Below are 19,776 nucleotides of genomic sequence, written 5' to 3'. Positions count from 1 at the left end.
GCCTGTGTGTCCTGACGCCAACCCGGTCATGATCAGATCATCAGTCCAAAATTAGTAGTTGAATTGCGAGGGGCGATAACACGCTTCGCCGGTTGAGAAGCGAATTCCCGCATGTTCGTAGCGGCCGAGTATGTCAACCAGTTCAGCTGAAGCCCTGAATTTGCAAAAGAACTCGATGGTTACCTGCTCATGGTACGACTCCCATCCGGTTTCAAGTTCAAACCGGTTCCGCAGTTCCCGGATCCGGTTTTCCTGTTCATACGGATAGTGAATTTCGACAGGAAGGTACTTGCGCAGGCCAGTCGTTTTTGCAGAAGCCACTGCCAACCGAGCCGATTCCCGGTATGCCTGAATCAACCCGGCTTTGCCAAGTTTGGTTCCGCCGTAATACCGGACAACGATAATAATGGTATTGACCAGATGCTCTGATTTCAGCACCCCCAGAATTGGTTGCCCGGCTGATCCGGACGGCTCACCGTCATCCTGTGTAAACTCCTGAATGGAAAAAGGATTGCAGCGCCATGCATAACAATAATGCGTGGCATCCGGATATTTTTTTGTAACTTTCTGCCGGGCGTTTTCGATCTGGGCCATATCTGCTGCCGGGTACGCACAGGCAAAAAATTTTGAACCTCGATCCGTGAATTTTTCGTACACCGGTTCCGTTATCGTTCTCACTGATTCTTCCATTTGCAAATATGTTGGTGCATTTGGAGTTTCCGACAGCGTGGCAAGATAGTCAATGCCGGGCAATAAGCGTATTTCAATGTATTCAAAGTATCAAATTTCCAGGATAACCGTTAATTCCGAGCTTCAGGAGTTGCAGATAGTATGGGGAGATAATCATCAAAGCCGATTTCCCATGGAGGGTCTGCGTCGGTCCTGCCCCTGTGTCTTTTGTCAGGGCGGACATGACCAAATGGGCAAACCTGTTAACCCCAAAATTTTTTTGGAGCCGGCAACCCGCGCATGGGCCATCACGAATATCTCCCAGGTGGGAAACTATGCATTGCAGCTGACCTGGAACGACGGGCATCAAAGTGGAATCTACCGGTTTGAACGCCTCCGGGATATGTGTCCCGTTGAGCATGGGATCATCTGATGAAGACACACCGATAACACCGCTTTTGGTGCAAATACAGACTACTATTATGTCATGTCCGACAAAAAAAAACACATACTGGACGTCGCCGAGCGTCTGATTGCGAAGAACGGGTACCGATCCACCACCACCCGAATGATCGCCGAGGAGGCGGAGGTCAATGTAGCCATGCTCTCCTACTATTTCGGCTCCAAAGAGCAGCTTCTGAAAGCGTTGCTGGATCGTCATACCGAAGAGGTGAAGCGCTTGCTGGAGCAGATCAACCTGCGCAATGAGGAACCGTTCGAGACGTTTCGGAAATTCATGTTTGCCTATGTGGACTATTCCTTCGAAAATCCGAGACCGGTCATTATTGCCATTCGCGAGATCGGACTGCTCAACCAGCGCCCGGATATTCTGATGAATTTGCAGGAAACCATGCTTCAGGTTCACAGAATGATTATTGAAGCACTTGAAAAGGCAAAAAAAACCAACGAATTGCGAAACATAGACGTGGAATTGTACGTATTGACGTTCAGCTCAACAATTGAGAGTTATCTTGTCAATGCCTTCATGTTTGATACCGGTTTTCCTTTTCTGGGTATTCGCAAGAAATCGCCCGATGCTATGAAAGAAAGGCTCAAAAAGCACCTTTCATCCCTGTTGAGCCAACTGAAAATAAATCCATTGAACTGAAACGCATTTTTCAGACAAGATGTTAATCAATCGTTTGACTTAATTGTGTGGGATTGTCTGATTCTGCCTGAAAGTCAAATATCATCAGCAACTTTTATTAACAGGTAATCACTATGTTGGACGGCGTTTCAACCGCTGAAAAAAACGCACCCTCAAGGGGAAGAACATCGAAAGACAGACCCGGAAATCATTTTTTGCGCAGGGCTCTCCGGTTTCAACCGATTCTGAAAACAGTGGCCATAGCCCTGCTCATCTGCTTGCTGTTTATCCCGGATCCGGCCGGCGCCTTTTCATCCAGACAAGTGGGTACGCAAGGGGATACCCTGAGACTGACTCTCGACCGGGCCGTCAGTATCGCCCTTGAGAACAACTTTGGATTGCAGAATGTGATTCTCGATCAGAAGGAGGCCGACCAGCAGGTAAGAGAGGCCTGGGGCAATGTCTATCCCAATGTTACCGCTTCCGCAAACTACACCCGAAACCTGGTTACCGCCAACCCTTTTGCGGGTAGTGGCGCAGGTGACCTTTTTGAGGGGATAGGCGCTATCGACTGGCTGCGATACAATGAGCAGCAGCGCCTGGATGGAAATCAGCCCATAACCTTCGACGAGTTTCTGGATCGTCAGATGCAGGGTTTTGAGGATTCCGGTATTACCCCGCCATCCATGGAAGATGATCCGTTCAGTGTCGATAACCAGTTCTCCGCATCGCTCAGCATCACTCAGACTCTGTTTAACGGCTCCGCATTTGCTGCCATCAGGGGGGCGGAGCAGTTCAGGAAGCTGAGCGAGGATGCCGTACACCGCGAGCGGCAGGAGGTTATCGATGCCGTACGACGGGCCTTTTTCTCCGCACTGCTCGCCCGGCAGCAGGTGGATGTAGTGCAAAGCAGTGTGGAACGCCTCAGATTAACAGTCGAGGATACCCGCCGGACTGCCGAGCAGGGCCTGGCCTCACGAAGTGACCGCCTGAGCGCCGAAGTAGAGCTTGTGAATCTCGAAACAGAGCTTATCGAAGCGGAAAATCAGGCAGAACTGGCTCTCAGGAACATTAACCTGCTGCTCAACAGGGATGCCAGTCAGCCGATCCGTCTCGAAGGAGACCTGACCATGAGCGCCATGCAGCCGGTCGGTGAACTGAGCCTGGATGAAGCCGTTTCCATCGCACTGGAACACAGGCCGGATCTCGAACAGGCCGAAGGCTTTATTGAGATTAACCGAATCAACGAAAGTATCAACCGCTCCTCCTATCGCCCTGTCGTAAATGCTTTTGCCAATCTTGATTACATCGGACGAGTGCCGGATAACCGCACCGTAATCGGTTCGGATCCTGCAGACCCCGACAACCCCTTCCGGTTTCAAAGTGAAAGCCGAAGCTTCTTTCACGACAGCTACTGGAATCCCAATGTGTCGGTTGGGATCAATGTCAGCTGGAGCATCTTTACGGGCTTTCAAAACCGCGCCCGTGTTGAACAGAGCCGGATCGCGACCCGAAAAAGCGAAATTCAGTATGAGTACCTTTCCAATGCGATCCGTGTGGAGGTAGACCAGGCGCTCCGAAACCTCAGAACTGCGGAAAGGCGCATCGATAGCCAGAAAAGGAATATTGAACAGGCCGAAGTCAACTACGAATTCGCGAGAACAAGACTCCGTGAGGGTGTCGGCACCAGCCTGGAAGAACGGCAGGCTTCCATGCTCCTTGACCAAAGCAGGCTTTCCTATCTTGCTGCCATTCACGATTACCTGGCAGCCGTCAGCCGTTTTGAGCTGGTGCTGGGCACTTCAATTAACCGGCTCCACCCATGACAGAGATTTCCATTTTATCCAACAGTAAATTTCCAAACACCATGAATGTATTTCGCAGCTTACTACCTCTGTTTCTTTTGGTCCTGGTACTGGCCGCATGTGACCAGGATAACAACGCCAATAATAATGAACGCTCCGGACGGGAAGTTGTCGTCGAAATTTTGAAAACGGAACCAATTACGTTCGAGGAACGGGTTAGGGTCACCGGAACGGTTGAGGCCCTTGAGGATGCCATTATTTCTGCCGAAGTATCCGGGCGGGTCCGGGAGATCGCGGATCGTGGCCATGTGGTCCGTGAAGGCGCACAAATCGTCCGGCTGGATGACCGTATGGTTCGCGCTTCGCTTGAAATGGCACGTGCCAACTATGAGCTGGCCCAGGATGCCTTCGAGCGCCAGCAACCGCTGCTGCAGGATTCCATCATCAGTACGCTGACTTTCAATCAGGCCCGTGCACAGCGCGACCAGGCCCGATCCCAGCTCGAGCAGGCGGAAAAACAGTTGAGCGACTCCCGCATTGAAGCCCCGTTCAGCGGACGCATCGAAGAACGCATGGTCTCCGCCGGTGAGCTGGTCAACGCGGGTGTTCCGGTGGTCCGGCTGGTCAATACCGCGAAGGTCAGGATCAATGCCGGTGTGCCGGAGCGGTATGTCAATGACATCGTCGAAGGCGCTCCCGCACTGGTTCACCTGAGATCCTACGGCGGGAAAGAGCTGATGAGTGAGATTCGCTATGTCGGCAGTGTGATTACTCCGGAATCCCGCACATTTCCGGTCGAGCTGGTCATGGATAATCGGGAGGAGCTTCTCAAACCCGAAATGGTTGTCAACCTTGCCATAACAAGGAAAGTATGGGAGGATGCGGTGGTTGTCCCCAGAACCGCACTGATTCGCGATGAGGAAGGAGTTCAGGTTTTCGTAATCGAGCGCGACGGCGATCGGGTTACGGCCAAAGCAAGGCGAGTTACTCCCGGCGTGGCATCCGGTTCGCTTGTTGTCATTGATGAAGGCCTTGATCACCATGAGGAAGTGGTGGTTATCGGCCAGACGAATGTGAGCGACGGCGACCGGGTTCGAATCCAGAATACGCGGACCTACGAGCGCTATCACTAAGGCGATTGCAATCACTTTTTCCTGGCGGCCGGAACGGACTACTGCCGCCACCGTATCAACTATTGAACCGAATATTCCATGCAAGTCATTGAACAAGCCATAAAAAACCGGATGCTGATTGTAGTACTGGCCGGAATTCTTGTCGTCGCCGGACTCTACTCCTATATCACCATTCCCAAGGAATCGGCACCATCCATCGATATTCCGTTGTTTATCATCAGTACGATCTATCCTGGAATCGGTCCCTCCGACATGGAATCGCTCGTAACACAGCCGCTGGAACGTGAACTCCAGGGCATTGAGGGCGTCAGCGAGATCCGTTCCACAACCTTTGAAGGCTTCAGCAGTATCGTGGTGGAGTTTGACCTCGACGTGGAGAATATTGTTGCCAGCCAGCGTGTGCGTGAACAGGTGGATATGGCCCGCTCGGAGTTGCCTTCCGATGCCGAAGACCCCATAATCACAGAGTTCAGCATCGACGATTTTCCCATCATGACCGTGAACCTTGCCGCGGATTACCCGCTGGCACAGCTGACCCAGATCGCCGAGCGCCTGGAAGAGGAGCTTGAGACTATCGCCGGTATCAGGGAGGTGGATGTGATCGGCGGACTGGAACGGGAAGTGCAGGTGAATGTTGACCTTGCCGCCCTGAAAGGTTACAACGTATCGTTCCAGCAGATTGTCGGTGCTATTCAGACACAGAACCTGACCATCCCCGGTGGGAATATCGATGTTGACAGATTGTCCTATCTGCTGCGGGTTACCGGAGAGTTCCAGCATCCCAACGAAATCGAAGATCTTGTGGTGTTCGCGCCTCCCGCCGGAGGCGGCAACAACGGACAGGTACAGCCCCCCGGCATGATTTACATGCGTGACCTCGCAGAAGTGATTTACGGTTTCAAAGACCGAACCAGCTACGCCCGGCTGACTGCCTTCATGATCGAAGATGACAACGGGGAAATGATCCCCATCCCCAGAGAGGATATCATCGAAAACCAGGTAATCAGCCTGGATATCAAACAGCGCACCGGTTCCAATATTCTGGATATCGCCGATGAAGTTGACCAGGTACTTGCAAATTTCGGCTTTCCCGCCGGTACGCAGATCATCATGACCAACGACGCGAGTGTCTATGTACGTGACATGATCAGCGACCTGGAAAACAGTATCATCAGCGGGATGCTGTTCGTGGTGCTGGTGCTGGTGTTCTTCCTGGGCGTCCGAAATGCACTGCTGGTTGGTACGGCCGTTCCGCTTGCCATCTTTGTCGGTTTCCTGGTGATGACCGTCATGGGCCTTACCGTCAACTTCGTTATTCTGTTCAGCCTCATCATCGCACTGGGTCTGCTGGTCGACAACTCGGTGGTGATCGTCGAAAATATCTACCGTTTCCGGGAACTCGGCCACAAACGGTTTGATGCCGCCCGATTGGGGGCAACCGAAGTAGGTTATGCTCTGCTCGCATCCACAGCTACACTCGTAGCGGCGTTTCTGCCCCTGCTCTTCTGGCCGGGCATTATCGGCAAATTCATGAGCTATCTGCCCATGACCCTGATCATCGTGCTGCTAAGTTCTCTGTTCATCGCGTTGGTCATCTATCCGGCCCTGACCGGGTATTTCGTGAAGCTTGATCACGAGAAGAAGCGAAAGAAAAGCCGTCTCGCTAAATATACGCTGTGGGCGGGGCTGGTCGTGATCGCCTCCGTTGTGGGAATCAGCAACTACATTACCCTGATTGTACTGGTTTTGGTGGTGGCCTTCTTTACCATTACCTACAAACTCGTTGTCAAACCGCTGAGTACCGTTTTTACAGGAAGATTTCTGCCTGCATTTATTGATGGGTACAAAGCTTTTCTTGGCTGGATGCTGCAGCGCAATTACAATGTGCGCGGAGCCTACTGGAGGAACATGTTCAGCCTCTCCGCTTTTACCCTTGGTTTTCTGCTTCTGGTTGCGGGAGGACTGTTCTCCATATTTCTGGGAGCGGCCGCGGCACCCATTGCCATTCTCGGCGTCGTCGCCCTGGTGGTCGGAGCGGTGGGTATTGTCGTTCATACGGTTGAATCCGTCTTTCTCGGAGGGAAGCGAAGTGTAATAGCCGGTGCCGTTGTCGCCGTTGTATTTGCGCTCACGCTGTTCGGATTCTCACTGCTTACTGCCGAAGTAACACTCCCCGTTTTTCTGAGGATTATGGTTCTGCCGCTGGTAGTGATGGTGATCGGTTCCCTGGGCATGTTCCGAACCCGTCGCGAACCGCTGATCCTCACGGACAACCGGGCTCGTCTGCTGAATACCGCGTTTGGAGCCATGTTCGGTATTTTTGTCATTTTCTCATTCACTCCAACCGGTGTTTCCTTCTTCCCGGACACCGATCCAAACCGGATCGATATCAATATTGAAGGGCCCTTGGGCATGAATATCGACGCCAGTGATGCAATGGTACGGGATATTCAGGAACGCCTTAACAGGATGCTTGATGAAAATCCCAACACCGAGGCAAGCATAGAGAACATCCAGATAAATGTGGGAATTGCGGCGACCGGGGGATTCGGCGCCGGTGTGCCGAGTCCGGAGAGGGCACGTATTTCATTGAATCTGGTTGATTTTTCGGACCGAAAGGAGTCAAGCAGTATGTCCATGGCCCGTATCCGGGAAGCGTTGCGGGGTGTGCCGGACGCCTTCATTCAGGTGGAAGGCCAGGAAATGGGTCCGCCTACCGGCTCTCCGGTGAATATTGAAATTTCGGGGGATGATTTCGAGCAGGTGGAACGGTTCACCCAGGAGGTTCGTCGGATGCTCCAGGATGCCGAGTTTTCCGGCCGTATCCCCGGACTAGTGGATGTGCGCGATAATGTGAGTGGCGGGATGCCGGAATACAACGTTCACATCGATCATGAAAAAGCGCGGCAGTTCGGCCTGACTCTCTCCGATATCGCGCAAACGGTTCGTATTGCCATCAACGGACTGGAAGCCAGTACGTTTCGTGACGGAGAGGATGAGTACGACATCACGGTCCGCCTGCGCAAAGAGGATCGCGACAACCTGGACAAACTCAACGACCTTACCATCAATCAGGCCGGAATGCAGATTCCGCTGATTTCCGTGGCCAGCTTTGATGAAGGCGTTGGCCCGGGCAGTATCACGCGCCTGAACCTGCAGAGAACGGCCATTGTGGAGGGAGATGCCGCTCCGGGCTTCAGCGGCCCCCAGGTTCTGGCGGAGGTTCAGAATTATCTGGCCGATTACCGCGAATCGCTCCCTGACGGCTATACAATGGAGTACACCGGGGAAAGTGAGGACCAGGACGAAAGCTTTTCATTCTTGACAACCGCGCTTGCCATCAGCTTTGCACTCATTTTTCTTGTGCTGCTGGCGAAATTCAACAGCCTCATCATCCCGTTCATTATCATGATTGCGGTCGGACTCAGCCTGATCGGTGTATTTCTCGGGCTTATCGTCACCCGTACCGAATTCAGTGTGATGGTGTTTGTTGGAATCATCAGCCTGGCGGGCATTGTGTGTATCAACAACATCGTGCTTGTCGAGTATATTCAGCAGATGATGCAGAAGGGGCGCTCCCGAATGGACGCCATAATTGAGGCCGGCTCAATCCGTTTGCGTCCGGTACTGCTTACGGCACTGACAACCATCCTCGGACTGGTTCCGCTCACATTCGGTATCGATATCGATTATATCGGATTTGTCACGGAACTGGATCCGGCGTTTCAATTCGGAACGGAAAGCACACAGTTCTGGGGACCGATGGGTATTACCATTATCAGCGGACTCATGTTCGCCACCTTCCTTACGCTGGTGATTGTGCCGGTTATGTACTCGGTATTTGATTCACTTTCCGGCAAACTTTCCTCCGCCTATCGCTCCAAAGAGTAAGACGAGAACGGCAGGCGATAGCGGTGAAAGCGTTGTTGCCTGCCAATTCTGCTATTCGCGTCATCAATATTCCGGGGGATGTGAGCGTAGATCCCCCGTTTTTTGAACAGAGCTAATATTCGCTTGTTTTTTGATTCCCGCGGGGTGTCTCTGTCGGAAAAAAAGGAAGAGGGAGGTCAGCGGTCGATGATGGCAACCGTGCACCGGCTGACGCATACGGGCCGCTGCCGATCGTCGTGGATCATTATCTGCCAGACATGCATCCGCTTCCCCTGATGCAGGATCGCAGCTTCGGCATGCACCTTGCCATCGGCTACCGCCCGAAGATGATTAGCGTTGATCTCCAACCCAACGGCTTTCTGCGATTCGGGCTCAATCAGCATCCAGCTTCCCAGAGAAGCGGTCGTCTCCGCCAGGGCCACCGATGCGCCGCCATGCAGAAAACCGAAAGGCTGCCTGGTAGCATCCCCGACAGGCATGGAGGCCTTCACCGATCCGGAACCGACTTCCGTCACTGATATGGACAGCGTCTCCATCAGTCCGTCTTGTTTTTCCGACTTGAATTGTTCCCAGCGGGCCAGGACTTCAGGAGCTATTTTCATCGCTACAGGAAATTGATCGGGTACGTTGTGATTGGCCGCGATCGGCAACAACCGGTAATGCCGGTCCGGGTTTCAAACCATCCGGAAAGCATGTAATCCAGGGGTATACCGAATCGGGAAGGGAACGTGCGATCCTTCACGGATTATGACACTAAAAAGAACACAGCACATGACCTAAAAGCGGCCGGCGGAATGTGGTGATAACCGGATCTCGCCGGAAATGACCGATACCGCTTCCCCGCAAATCTGGATAAAGTCCGCTTTGCCGTCTTTGATCGCCATGTTGACATGCACAACACCGGGACGCTGCACATAGTCGCCCTGGGAGCCGCGCAATGAAAAATGTTTTTTATTCGGATCCAGGAAACCGTTTTCCCAGAGGAATACCGCCATGGGTCCGTTGGCGGTTCCGGTAACCGGATCCTCGTTAATGCCCAATGACGGAGCAAAGAAGCGCATTACCCAATCCTCCTCCTTGTCGCCGGTATCGGTGGAAACCACGGCAAAGCCGCTCAGATCATGCCGCTCCTTCAGCTGTCGCAGCAGGTGCTGGTTGGGCTCGAGAGTTTCCAGGCTTTCAAGACTGCCTACAGGTACGTAGCACAGTCCCGATCCGGTAATCTGCGGTTTCACCTTGCGGCTGAGTTCAACATCCGACAGGCCCAGCGCCCCGCAAAGATAGCGGATGTCGCCCGGATAGGGAAACAGCACGGGGGTGGGCAGCGTGAGCTTGATAAAGGGACGCAAATCAAACCACTCCACATCCACGGTGAGAACGTCCGTGCGAGTCTCCATCAGAAACGATTGCGGCTCATTGACCTGGAGACCGAACCGGCCTTCTTCGGCCATAACATGAAACGCGGCAATCGTCGCATGGCCACACAGATCCACCTCCTGGGTGGGGGTAAACCAGCGAATTCGCAAATCGTTCTTTTCATCCTCGGCCGGCAGGATGAACGCGGTTTCGGAGATATTCAGTTCCCTGGCGATGTTCTGCATATCCTTGCCGCGAAGTCGCTCGGCATCCAGGACAACTCCGGCCGGGTTTCCGGAAAACGGTTTGCGTGTAAACGCGTCAACTTGTTGAAAACGGATGGAAGAGGCGGGCATGTGCGCAGAAAGGTAATGTTAAGCCGGAAATGGCGTCAGATGGCATCCGGCGGTTAGTTAATGGCTAATAACTCAACGTCAAAAATAAGGGTGGCATTGGGAGGGATCACCCCGCCGGCGCCATTCGGACCGTAACCCAGTTCCGGCGGTATTACCAGTGTTCGTTTTTCACCCACTGCCATGTCAAGCAGACCTTCATCCCATCCGGGAATGACCTGTCCCTGCCCGACGGCAAATTCGAACGGATCATCCCTTAATTTGGAGCTGTCAAACATGGTGCCGTCCTCCAGAAAACCGGAGTAGTGAACCCTGATCATGTCGCCGGCTTCCGGTTTTTCATCAGATCCGCTCTCGTGAATGAAATACTGCAAACCGTTTTCTGTGGATTCAAGAGCAGCTTCATCATACTCCCATGGCCTCGGAGGCTTGCTGATCGATACCAGCTCAATATCCATGTAGATATTTTCACCACCCGGAATGAATCCTTCCACCCCTTCATCACCGAAGGCAAGATTTGGAGGAATAACCAGAGAGCGTCTTCCGCCTTCCTTCATGCCTATCAGGCCCTGGTCCCACCCTTCGATGGGAAGCTGACCGGTACCGACCTGGACAATTATGGGTTGATCCCGTTCAAAAGTGGATTCGAATACTTCGCCGCTCTCCAGAGAGCCCTCGAAATGTATGGTTAAAAAATCCATGGGCTCCGCTTCTTCCCCCGTGCCCACTTTGGTGTCGGTGATTTCGAGTCCGTCTTCGGTTACGGTGGTTCCATCTCCGGAACAACCCCAGGCAAACACCATCAGGACAAACATGAGAACTGCAAATGTGTAGTATTTCATTGGAATATAAACTTCTTTTGATATGAGATTACTCTTCGGCTTCACCAATATCAGTGATGTGAAGAAATCAGAGGTTCTGGTTAAAAAGGGTGATCCGGCCGGTCATCCGGCTGGAGAAATAGTCTAATGCGGCTCAGATGAGGCAGAAGATATAATAAGTGGAGTTATAACGAATTACAATGGAATTGCTTGTTCTGACGGAAAAAAGAAGATGTCGCCCGTGTATGGCGGTATGGTCAATGTGTTTTGACCAGGCGCAATACCTGTCGGGCCGCCCCGCGCTTGTGCCGGTGCAGCGAACCGCTCAGGCTTTTGGATAACGGTGTATCAGGGAGGTGAGCTGGTGCAATTCGGCGATTCCAAAGGCGGGACGGGTACCGGACCGGATAGCGCGCATGAAATGAGATAACAGCATGCCGGCAGGTTCCATGGAGTTGAAGCGCATCAGCTCGGGAGTGTGGGCGTGTTCCCCGTGCAGAAACCACTTTTTAACCAGATGCTCGTTGATCTGGCAAACGGCGGCCATCTTGTCCCCGATCGCAAAACGGGAGTGACGGTTTTCCAGTCCGAAGGGTGTCAGTATTATGGAAGCGGTGGTTCCATTCCCGAACTTCACATGAAGCTGCCGGATGTTATGCGGCTCATCGCGGTGATGCGGGGCGATATTCAGATCCCCTTCGATGGATACCGGATTGCCGCCAACCCACTTCAGACACAGAGACAGCTCTTCAAGCAGAATCCGGTAAAGTGTGAATACATCCGGCGTGTGTTTGGGTCCCGCCCATTCGCGATGCACATGGATTTTGCGCGGGATGGGGATGTGGTTGAAAAGCCATTGCCAGGCAGGCGAATAGTGAGCCCACATGGAGAACATCAGAATGGCTCCCGACTCTTCGGAAGCCTCGTTCCAGGATTCGACCAGTTCCGGATCAGTTGGCAGCGGTCCGATACTCAGGGTATGGTAGCCGCGTTTCACCGCTTCCACCAGGTCACCCGGGCCGGTGGAAGCCGAACGCTCGTCACTGAGTATCAGGCAGGCATCCACATCATTTAGCAGGGAGATTTTTGGGGCGATGATGGCCTGATGCACCTCCGATATGGACCTCAGGTGCGCCTCCCAGGTCAGAGCCATGTGTTCCGGTCCGATGATGCCGATTTTCATCCGCGTATATTACCTGTTACAGTACCAGGCTGCCTGCTCCATGCACCGCCGGGATCGTGATGCATGAAGCATGAAATTGGTTAACGAACCAATTTACGCTCTTGGCATGATGATCGCCAATATCAGATAAAGCAGAACAAATGACCCCACACCCAGTATGGCCGCCACAACAAAGATGATGCGGACAAGCGTGGCGTCCCAGCCCAGATATTCGGCAATTCCGCCACAAACGCCGAGAAGAATGGAGTCATAGGTAGATTTGGTAAGTCGTTTCATGGTAGCCATAATTAAAAAGATTGATCAGATTCGAGTTGCATTTACCCCGGCTTACGCTCTGTTTTTTTATTTTGTTTCAAAATCCCGCACATCCGGGTTTGGAACGATTTTGCCCCGTTATCCTTTTTGACTCGCACAGGCTCTTTGCATTGCGCAACCGGGATAACGTGACAAGCCCGAATCAAACGTAATCTATTGAAAACTTCTGAATATGGAGAATATTAACTCACTCCGAAAACGCGTTCGGGTCGACTGTGAGCCGGGGAAGGGATACGTACTCTACTGGATGCAGATCCACCGCCGCCTGCATTACAATTATGCGCTGGAGTATGCTGTGGCATGGGCCAACAAGCTGAAACGCCCCCTGGTCATTCTGGAAGGCGTGGCCGCTGACTACCCCTGGGCAACCGCGCGGACCACCACGTTTCTCCTGCAGGGGATGGCCGAACATCTGCAGCGGCTGCACGATTCCGAATCAGTCACCTATATTCCCTGGCCTGAAAAAGAGAAAGGCAGCTATGACCGGTTGCTTCGCGACCTTTGCAGCGGGGCCGCCATCCTGATCTCGGATGAATACCCTGTGTTTATCATGCGGGAGCGGAACCGGCGGCTTCAGAAAGAACTGGACATCCCGTTTGTTACCGTCGACTCGAACGGCATCCTCCCGATGGCACTCTCCCGAAAAGCACCCTATTCGGCATTTGTATTCCGCAGACTGATGCAGGAGAAGTTTCTGGAGTGCTGGCGCCATCCTCCCGTGAAAAGTCCGCTTCAGAAACTGCACCATTTCGGGAAGGCGGATCTGCCGGATGACCTGCACGACAGGCGCGAAGCCGGGGCGATGCATCTGGAGACGGATGAAGCCATCTCCGCTTTTATCCGTCAGGTGCCGGATCTGAATCGGCAGGTTGCACCGGTCGACCTGAAAGGGACACGAAAAGCCGCCCTGGCCCGCCTCAACGACTTTGTCTCCAATGATCTTGAAAGCTATGATGATGACCGAAACCACCCCGACAAGGAACGGACAAGCCGCCTCAGCCCCTGGCTGCACACCGGCAAAATCTCTCCGTTTGAGGTTGTCGAGAAGGTGTTTTCAAAACAGCCGGACGGGTGGGATGTCAACCGGGTCAGACCCGCAGGAGGCAAACGCTCCGGGTTTTTCGGCGGTCACCCCGCCGTGGAGTCGTACCTGGATGAGGTCATCACCTGGCGGGAAACCGGATTTCATTTTGCAGATCAAACCCCCGGATACGACCGCTACGACTCACTGCCCGACTGGGCGCTGCAGACTCTCTCGGACCACGCCAAAGATCCCAGGGAACACAGCTACTCGTACGACGACCTGGCAAAATCCGCCACACACGACCCGCTCTGGAATGCCGCGCAAACCCAGCTGAGGGAGGAAGGCAGGATTCATAATTACCTGCGCATGCTCTGGGGCAAAAAGGTACTGGAATGGACCCCCGACCCGCAAACCGCACTGAAATACCTCATCGACCTGAATAACACCTACGCGCTGGACGGGCGGGATCCGAACAGCTATTCCGGAATCTTCTGGATTGTTGGCCGGTTCGACAGAGCCTGGGGACCGGAACGCCCTGTTTTCGGAAAAATCCGGTATATGAGCAGCGATAGTGCCCGAAAAAAAATCCGGCTTGATGAATACCTCAGACGCTATGCGACGAAAGCGAAGTGATGGTTTTTACTTCGAGGTTGATCCTGCGGCAGCCCGAAAAGCCGACTCCACGGCCGGATAATAATGATCCGGGTTTTGCCGATTGATTCTGCACGCGCAACGGCTCAGCAGTACAGCGGACTGTCCCTGTCGGTGATGATGCCGCTCACAAGGGCAACAAACTCCTTCTCGCGAAGGGTGGCGGCCTCCTTGATTTCGCCGTGATCCAGCTTGCCCTTGCTCACACCCGTCGCCTTGTTGGTAATCAGCGAAATTCCAAGGCACTGCATATCCAGTCGTATCGCCTCATACAGCTCCGCGGCGGTTGACATGCCCACCGCGTCGGCTCCCATGGCACGAAAAGCGCGCACTTCGGCTTTGGTCTCGTACGTGGGCCCTTTGGCAAACAGATAGCATCCGCGGGTGACCGGAATGCCGGCGCGTGCAGCCATCCGAATTACACTCTCTACCGTCCCATCATTGGAGTATCGCTTGTAAAGCTTATTACGCCAGGGGCTTACTGAAACCATGAGCGTGATAATGTCATCGATGAGCATCAGGTCGCCGACCTGAAACCGGTCATTGATACCGCCAGCCGCGTTGGTTACAATCAGTGACCGGCAGCCGAGGGCATGGGCCACCTGAACCGGCAGGATGGTCCGTTCAAAAGGATGTCCCTCATAAAAATGGAATCGGCCCGACCACACCAGTACGTTTCGGTCGCCGATCCGCCCGAAGTGAAGCGCTCCGTCATGCCCGGCAACACTCGTAGCTGGAAAGCCGGGAATCTGTTTGTAGGGCACAACTACGGCGTCGTCCAGCACCTGTGTGAAATTACCGAGCCCCGATCCGAGAATGACGGATGCATCCGGTATGCCGATACCCTTTTTCCGGAGTATCTGCGCGATTTCATCGGCGGCGGTTTCCGGTGGAATCTGATGGGATGTGCTCAATGTGATATCCTTTGGTTTGATCGAAATCCTTGAGAGCGATGACCGCTCCGTTGTAACTGTGATACGTAAGGATAAGGTACTCTTCCTCGAGTGCTTTTTGCAAATAGTGATCCCGGATTTGCTGGCTTTGTTTGCCGTCGAAATCGTATTTCGCGGCGAATTTTCGATTTACGGCCACGGGCCGCCCGAGCACGTCGCCAAGCATCATGGCCTTCTCGTCGCGGCCTTCGAACAGGATCGCCTGGTGGAACTCGGTATGGCCGCCGATGGTGGTCATGGTAATGGAATCCGGTTCGGGTGCCGTATCCTCCACAAAGCGAAGGTCTCCGTAAGTCTCCAGATAGAGAGCCCAGCGAACGGTATCGTCATGGCCCTTCTGTTCGGCACGTTCGGTGAACCGTTTCCACTCCCGGCCCGAGAGCCAGATGGCGGCATTGGGAAAGGTGAGTTCGTAGGTTCCGAATCGTTCGTGAAGCAAACCTCCGATATGATCGGTATGCAGATGGCTGCAATAGACATGCTGGATGTCTTCCGGCTCGACACCCTGGCGGCCGAGGCTATCAACCATCATTTCATACTGATTGCCCGGGCCGAACGATCCGATCCCGGCATCGATGAGCGCCGTGAGCGAATCGTCACGGATGAGGAACGGGTTGAGGGCTAGCTTGAGGTGTCCCCGTTTCGGTTTATCATCGGGACTGATGGGGATGAACTTGCCGTCCATGCCGACCGAATAGGTACCCTGGTAAAGTGGTGTAATCATGACGCATCCGGTTTCGGAAGGTCGGATGCGGCGGTGTGGTGGGATGACGGATCTGAAACCCCTGCTTCGCGGTCTTCATACCGTTCATAGGCCTTGATGATATCCCGAATCAGCTTGTGCCGCACAACATCGGTCTGATCCAGATACACAAACGAAATGCCCTTGATGGACTCCAGGATATGCTGAATGGTACGCAATCCGGAGTGCTGGCTTTTCGGCAAGTCGGTCTGCGTGAGGTCGCCGGTGATAATCGCCTTGCTGTTAATCCCGAGACGGGTGAGGAACATCTTCATCTGGGTCTGGGTGGCATTCTGCGCCTCATCAAGGATAACAAAGGCATTGTTGAGCGTGCGGCCGCGCATGTAGGCAAGCGGAGCGATCTCGATGATGTTTTTCGTGAGATTCATTTCCAGCTTGTCGTAGTCGAGCATCTCTTCCAGAGCATCATAAAGCGGACGCAGATACGGGTCGATTTTATCTTTCAGGTTTCCGGGCAGAAACCCGAGGCTCTCTCCCGCTTCGACCGCGGGACGCACCAGCACGATCTTCTTGACCTGCCGCTCTTTGAGGGCGCGTACCGCCAGCGCTACCGAAGTATAGGTTTTCCCGGTTCCCGCCGGACCGATCGCAAATACGATATCGTCTTTGTTGCAAGCCTTGACAATTTCTTTCTGATTGGCGGTACGGGCCGTTACCGGAGTTCCGGTTGTGGTATACAGCAGCGTTTCTTCCGGGGAGATGGTAGTTTTGCGCAGCATGCGGTCACTCTTCTGCAGCGCAAGCAAGGTGCTCAGATCATTTTCGGTGACCGCCCCGTTTCGGCGGGCCAGCCGGATAAGCTCCTTGATGACAGCCTCGATGGCTTCAAACTGTTCCGGCGGACCACTCACCTTTATTTCGTTGCCGCGCACTGTAAGGCGCGATTCCCCAAAGGCCTCGTCAATCTGATTCAGAAGGCGGTCCTGCAGGCCGAGAACAACTACGGGGTCCACATTATCAATGAAAATGGATTTCGTTTCGGCTTTTTTTTCGGTTGTTGCGATGGTGATTCGATTTTATGGTTCAGGGTGATACTTACACAATATCAGAACGATATCCGGAGGCCGCATCATTCCTGAGAGAGACAACACGTCCCGAAATATCGTCGCTGTTGAAGATGCTGCTTCCCGCCACCAGAACGTCGGCACCTGCAGCTGCAATGTCGCCGGCATTTTTACTATTAACGCCGCCATCCACCTGAATCAGGAACTTCGTCTTCAGCTCTTCACGAATCAGATGAAGGGATCGAAGCCGGTCGTAACTGATTTCAATAAATCGCTGGCCGCCGAAACCGGGATCGACGGTCATCAACAGAACAAGGTCGACATCCTCTATAACGGCCCGAAGCGTGGTTAACGCCGTGCCCGGATTGATGGCCACTCCGGCATAGCAGCCATGTTCCCGTATAAGCTCAAGCGTATGATGCAAATGGGTACAGGCTTCGATATGCACTGTGATGAGTCCGGCACCGGCCCTGGCAAACGCGGGAATATAACGTTCGGGATCCTCAATCATCAGATGGACATCCAGAAAAGCGTTGGTACAGGCTCTGGCAGCCTCCACGATCATCGGTCCGAAGCTGATGTTCGGCACAAAATGTCCATCCATAACATCACAATGAATCCAGTCGGCGCCACCGTTCTCGGCCTGTTTGATGTCATTCTCCAGATTTCGGAAATTGGCCGCAAGAAGCGATGGGGCTATGATCGGGGGCGAACTGCGCAGCATGTCGGTTAATTCTATGTGAGAGAATCAGTGAGCGGCTGTAAAATAGGCTATTTATTGGAAATTGTCCCGTCGGTTTGTAACCTCTGTGCGGGTTACTCCCGGCCGTCGGAGCTGTCGGGATCTCCGGTAGTGTCGGGTGCCGAATCTTCGATGATAATCGGACCGGTTTCCTCTTCTTCCTCTTCGCCGGGGCTCACCGAAACCACCAGGTCGATCGCGGTACCCTCGTAAACGGCCGGCTGGTCGTCGGGGTCGTATCGCAGCACGGTGTTGGGTTGTACGGCTGCCGTGGGTTCAAAATGGATGGAACCAACCCGCAAACCGGCTTCGCGCAGAACATTCTGGGCTTCGGTCAGGTGCATGTTGGAAATGTCCGGAATCGAGACCATGGCGGTGCCCAAGCCGTCGCCGACCACAATATCCACCGTGGTGTTCTGGTCAACTCTCCGGCCCGACGGAATCGACTGACGCAGTACACTGTTGCGAAAACGGGAGGATTCGTAGGTGATGTTGCCCACCTGAAGCCCGGAGTTTTCAAGCTGAATGGTGGCGTTTCTCAGGGAGAGGTTTTCAACTTCCGGGACCACTACGGTCGGTGTGGAGGTGGCATTGACCGTGATGTACACCTTGCGGTTCGGTTTGACGATCATCCCGGCGGCGGGAGTCTGGTCGATTACAAAATCGGGTGGGAAAGCCTCGTTGGAACGCTTGGCGGCCAGTTCGTGGCGGAGACCCCGTTCTTCCAGCATCAAGGCGGCCTGTTCCAGCGGCATCCGGCTGACGTCGGGAACCGTGATGCCGTCCTGATAATTGGTGTAGGCGGGCATGATGTAGCGATCCATGGCAATCAGGGAGATACCGCCAAACAGTATCAGGCCACCCAGCAGGTAATAGAGTTTGCGGTCGGTAAAAAAATGAAAAATGAACGAGAGGGCTTTTTTCATCGGCGGAGGTATTTTTCTTAAAAACGGTATTCAAAGCCAATTGTTGGGCGCACCCCGTAATCCATGGATGCGGTGGGCTGTACCCTGGCTCTGCGGAGCTGCTGGGTGAAATAGGCGTCGAAAGCGGCGATAAAATGGTTTGCCAGCAGTATGGTGAGCATGTTTCGGGCCACGTTCAGGTCATCGTTGAAATCGTATCCGATCTGGGCATGGTATAAAAAATCCTCAGGCATCCGCTGCTCGTCAATGTTATGCACACCGGTTTCCCACTGCCTCCATCCGGGCCCGAATTGATAGTATTTGCTCATCAATTCATAATATTGCTGGCCGCCGTACGGCTCTACCGTATGGGAAAAAGGGCGGCCGTTCGCGTAGAGGCTACGGCGTTCGGCTGCATTCAGTGCTTCACGGTCGATCACGGCCCAGTCGATATCGGTATCGAAGGCGGGTTCAATGCCGCCCCACGGCAGATCCGGATCATACTCGACCCCTTCGTTCAGCAGATCCTCGAAGTCGGTGCCATGCTCGTGCCGGTGGTTTTCGACGACATACTGTGCGTACTTCACCACACTCCAGTGCTCGTCACCGTAAGATTCATAATAACGCTCGCCGTCACGTCCGCGGTCGCGGCGGTGGAGGTACAAACCGATTGCAGTGGCCTCAACCGTGACAAACACGGCTGTTTTCCACCACTGGCGGTTGGCTGCCTGCCCCAGGCCGGGTAGTGCCGCAGAAGCCAGGAATGCGTAGCCGGGGGAATTGCTGATCGATGCCATGAACCCGGAATTCCAGCCGTTGTCGCTATCGCGCAGTGAAACGTGGCGGGGTCCCGGGAGGATGGGTCTCGAGCGAAGGTCCGCAATCGACAATGAGCCGGATTCAGCGCCTTGTTCGGGCTGTATGGCGGATGTGGGAGCGCCGGGCACCGTTCCGGTTGCGCCGGCCGCAGACAGGCCGATTATTGAAAGCGCCATCAGGGCGGCAGATACAAAAGCGGAGATATTAAAGCCGAAACGGATCATAACAGGCGTTCAGGTTAATTTGATGCGGTAATACCGGCTATCCTGCAGACCGGTAACGGGATGATGCGATGTTCAGGT

General features: G+C 53.8%; 18 protein-coding genes. 6 read left to right on the top strand and 12 right to left on the bottom strand.

What is annotated here, in order from left to right:
* Positions 1–51: 51 nt before the first annotated feature.
* Positions 52–690 (bottom strand): YigZ family protein, encoded by a 639-nt coding sequence (locus QA596_07780; protein ID MDG5767359.1) that lies wholly within the window; start codon positions 688–690, stop codon positions 52–54.
* A 76-nt stretch (positions 691–766) separates the two neighbouring features.
* Here QA596_07780 and QA596_07775 point away from each other — a divergent pair, with 76 nt between their 5' ends.
* From QA596_07775 to QA596_07755, 5 genes are all read left to right on the top strand, one after another.
* Positions 767–1,102, top strand: a complete 336-nt coding sequence (locus QA596_07775) for a DUF971 domain-containing protein (protein MDG5767358.1) — start codon at positions 767–769, stop codon at positions 1,100–1,102.
* Positions 1,103–1,156: 54 nt separating this feature from the next.
* A complete protein-coding gene (locus tag QA596_07770) occupies positions 1,157–1,777 on the top strand; it encodes a TetR/AcrR family transcriptional regulator (protein MDG5767357.1) in 621 nt (206 codons plus the stop codon).
* Positions 1,778–1,971: 194 nt separating this feature from the next.
* Positions 1,972–3,582, top strand: a complete 1,611-nt coding sequence (locus QA596_07765) for a TolC family protein (protein MDG5767356.1) — start codon at positions 1,972–1,974, stop codon at positions 3,580–3,582.
* Positions 3,579–4,694: an efflux RND transporter periplasmic adaptor subunit gene (locus QA596_07760; GenBank protein ID MDG5767355.1), complete on the top strand. Its 1,116-nt coding sequence runs from the start codon at positions 3,579–3,581 to the stop codon at positions 4,692–4,694. Before QA596_07765 ends, QA596_07760 begins: the two co-directional genes overlap by 4 nt.
* Before the next feature lie 78 nt (positions 4,695–4,772).
* Positions 4,773–8,585, top strand: a complete 3,813-nt coding sequence (locus QA596_07755) for an efflux RND transporter permease subunit (GenBank protein ID MDG5767354.1) — start codon at positions 4,773–4,775, stop codon at positions 8,583–8,585.
* A gap of 176 nt (positions 8,586–8,761) precedes the next feature.
* Here QA596_07755 and QA596_07750 read toward each other — a convergent pair whose 3' ends face one another.
* From QA596_07750 to QA596_07730, 5 genes are all read right to left on the bottom strand, one after another.
* Positions 8,762–9,187 carry a PaaI family thioesterase gene (locus tag QA596_07750; protein MDG5767353.1) on the bottom strand — a complete coding sequence of 142 codons (426 nt, stop codon included), beginning with the start codon at positions 9,185–9,187 and terminating at the stop codon, positions 8,762–8,764.
* A 174-nt stretch (positions 9,188–9,361) separates the two neighbouring features.
* Positions 9,362–10,297 (bottom strand): PhzF family phenazine biosynthesis protein, encoded by a 936-nt coding sequence (locus QA596_07745; GenBank protein MDG5767352.1) that lies wholly within the window; start codon positions 10,295–10,297, stop codon positions 9,362–9,364.
* A gap of 53 nt (positions 10,298–10,350) precedes the next feature.
* The gene (locus tag QA596_07740; GenBank protein MDG5767351.1) at positions 10,351–11,136 is read right to left on the bottom strand and encodes an FKBP-type peptidyl-prolyl cis-trans isomerase; all 786 of its coding nucleotides are present in this window, start codon (positions 11,134–11,136) and stop codon (positions 10,351–10,353) included.
* A gap of 304 nt (positions 11,137–11,440) precedes the next feature.
* Positions 11,441–12,298, bottom strand: a complete 858-nt coding sequence (locus tag QA596_07735) for a hypothetical protein (protein MDG5767350.1) — start codon at positions 12,296–12,298, stop codon at positions 11,441–11,443.
* Between the two features lie 93 nt (positions 12,299–12,391).
* Positions 12,392–12,583 carry a PspC domain-containing protein gene (locus tag QA596_07730; GenBank protein ID MDG5767349.1) on the bottom strand — a complete coding sequence of 64 codons (192 nt, stop codon included), beginning with the start codon at positions 12,581–12,583 and terminating at the stop codon, positions 12,392–12,394.
* A gap of 202 nt (positions 12,584–12,785) precedes the next feature.
* On the opposite strand from QA596_07730, the gene QA596_07725 reads away from it, so the two are divergent.
* Positions 12,786–14,270, top strand: a complete 1,485-nt coding sequence (locus tag QA596_07725; GenBank protein ID MDG5767348.1) for a hypothetical protein — start codon at positions 12,786–12,788, stop codon at positions 14,268–14,270.
* Between the two features lie 104 nt (positions 14,271–14,374).
* Here the strand turns inward: QA596_07725 and QA596_07720 are convergent, their stop codons facing one another.
* The 6 genes from QA596_07720 to QA596_07695 form a co-directional block, all read right to left on the bottom strand.
* Positions 14,375–15,202, bottom strand: a complete 828-nt coding sequence (locus QA596_07720; protein ID MDG5767347.1) for a purine-nucleoside phosphorylase — start codon at positions 15,200–15,202, stop codon at positions 14,375–14,377.
* Positions 15,159–15,965, bottom strand: coding sequence for an MBL fold metallo-hydrolase (locus QA596_07715; GenBank protein ID MDG5767346.1), 807 nt, complete (start codon positions 15,963–15,965; stop codon positions 15,159–15,161). The genes QA596_07720 and QA596_07715 overlap by 44 nt, the downstream gene beginning before the upstream one ends.
* Positions 15,962–16,957 (bottom strand): PhoH family protein, encoded by a 996-nt coding sequence (locus QA596_07710; protein MDG5767345.1) that lies wholly within the window; start codon positions 16,955–16,957, stop codon positions 15,962–15,964. The genes QA596_07715 and QA596_07710 overlap by 4 nt, the downstream gene beginning before the upstream one ends.
* 82 nt (positions 16,958–17,039) lie before the next feature.
* Positions 17,040–17,732: a ribulose-phosphate 3-epimerase gene (gene rpe / locus QA596_07705; GenBank protein ID MDG5767344.1), complete on the bottom strand. Its 693-nt coding sequence runs from the start codon at positions 17,730–17,732 to the stop codon at positions 17,040–17,042.
* Between the two features lie 92 nt (positions 17,733–17,824).
* Complete coding sequence (locus QA596_07700) at positions 17,825–18,676, bottom strand: PASTA domain-containing protein (GenBank protein MDG5767343.1); 852 nt, start codon at positions 18,674–18,676, stop codon at positions 17,825–17,827.
* 17 nt (positions 18,677–18,693) lie between these two features.
* On the bottom strand, positions 18,694–19,698 hold the full coding sequence (locus tag QA596_07695) for a DUF5683 domain-containing protein (protein ID MDG5767342.1): 1,005 nt from the start codon (positions 19,696–19,698) through the stop codon (positions 18,694–18,696).
* Between the last annotated feature and the right edge of the window lie 78 nt (positions 19,699–19,776).

Source organism: Balneolales bacterium ANBcel1 (genome assembly GCA_029688905.1).
Taxonomy (GTDB): domain Bacteria; phylum Bacteroidota; class Rhodothermia; order Balneolales; family Natronogracilivirgulaceae; genus SLLW01.
This window is presented reverse-complemented; position numbering and strand designations above follow the sequence as displayed.